This is a genomic window from Leuconostoc falkenbergense (genome assembly GCF_014634805.1).
Taxonomy (GTDB): Bacteria; Bacillota; Bacilli; order Lactobacillales; family Lactobacillaceae; genus Leuconostoc; species Leuconostoc falkenbergense.
Genome location: NZ_BMBS01000091.1, coordinates 1 through 1,476, shown reverse-complemented (window position 1 = coordinate 1,476; position 1,476 = coordinate 1). Strand labels below are relative to the sequence as shown.

Annotated in this window: 3 protein-coding genes; all 3 read left to right on the top strand. The window is 37.7% G+C overall.

Features of this window, described 5'->3' with window-relative positions:
- On the top strand, positions 1 to 609 hold a 609-nt coding region (locus IEU71_RS10075; protein ID WP_188349660.1), incomplete at its 5' end, for a hypothetical protein.
- 65 nt (positions 610 to 674) lie between these two features.
- Positions 675 to 887: a hypothetical protein gene (locus IEU71_RS10295; RefSeq protein WP_004910668.1), complete on the top strand. Its 213-nt coding sequence runs from the start codon at positions 675 to 677 to the stop codon at positions 885 to 887.
- A 49-nt stretch (positions 888 to 936) separates the two neighbouring features.
- Positions 937 to 1,476, top strand: a 540-nt coding sequence (locus tag IEU71_RS10070; protein ID WP_188349659.1) for a KxYKxGKxW signal peptide domain-containing protein, incomplete at its 3' end; no start/stop codon positions are given.

Here is a 1,476-nt window from a genome sequence, read left to right as displayed (position 1 = left end):
GGTATGAAGTCGAAGACACCACTTAAATTAGTGAATGGTAAGCTATTGGCAACCGAAGCTCGTAGTAATGGTCGGTCTGCTATTGTACAAGGTATTCAAGGTTCTTTGTTACCACTATCTGATCCTGCCACTGATGAATTTAGTGAAGATGATTATGATATGGTCTTTGTGACTGGTAAAGATAATAAGCCAGTTGGTCGTGTTCGTTCCAAAGATGCCTTTGATAGTCATGATTTAGAATTGTTTGATACTGAAGCCATTTTGAAACGTGATTATCGTGGTCAATTGCAACGTGATGAAGACACTGGCGAAACAACTATCACAGGGTATAGTCTTGACTTCACTCAAACTAAAAAGGGTGATGATGAAATTGGTCATCTTATCCGTATTATTTTGTCAAAAAATGAATTTGAGCGTTTGCGCCCTAATTTGAAAGCCTATGGTAAGTATGTGCCACAAGGTTTGAAGTTAGCCTTTGTTGGTAATGAGACAACCAATTGGACGATTTACGCTGATACGCTTGTACCTTTGGAAGAAAAAGTGACTGAAAAGTCAGCACAAAATCAAAGCAAGGCAACGACTAATCAAACCGACAAAGCCAAAGGTTAATAGCTCAATAATATTGTAGAAAGGTTAAAGGCTGATTAAAAATTGGTTTTTTTTTGGTTGTTACAATGGCACAGAAAATGATTTATTTTAGCTTTATGTTTGGGGTTTGGCTCATTTATGTTGGGTCTATGTTTCCAATATTTTTACTCTTTATGAGTTTGGGTCAATCTCTACATGTCGCTATGATAGTTGCCAGTGTTTTGACCTTTTTATTTATTATCGTTCAAAGAATTTTTAGAGGTTTACACTTAATCAATCAATCACAAAAGAATATTTGAGAGAAAGGATAGGGGTTATTTAATAAGTAGCCTTTTTTATTTAACAATTATGCAAAATTCGAAAAAGTATAAATTATACAAATCTGGTAAGCTCTGGGTTGTCGGGGCGGTTGCAGTAGCTGGTGTTGCTGTGAGTTCTAATGTAACACATGTCAGTGCTGATACTGTTTCAAACGCTGATGCACAAGCTGTTCAAACGACTGATGCCACGCAAAATGACAAGCAAGTTCAATTAACTGCTTCATCAACTGATACGGCTACGGACAAGGCGACAACTGATGATGCCACTAAAACTGCAACTGTTTCATCAACTGCTGAAAAAAGCACAGTGCCAACAACGGCTGGTTCAAATGTGACACAAGACCAAGCAAAAGATGCGGTCGATAAGGCACAAGATACAGTCAAAGATGATGCTAAAACTGCATCCGATAGTGGTGTTGATGTGACAACTGGTCAGACAACTGATGTCACAATCAATGATGACAATGCTTTATCAAAAACAAATGAAGTGTTATCTGACTTGAATAAGCAAGACCAAGCGGTTAAAGACGCTACGGCAAAGCAACAAGCTAATGATCAAGCTTATGAC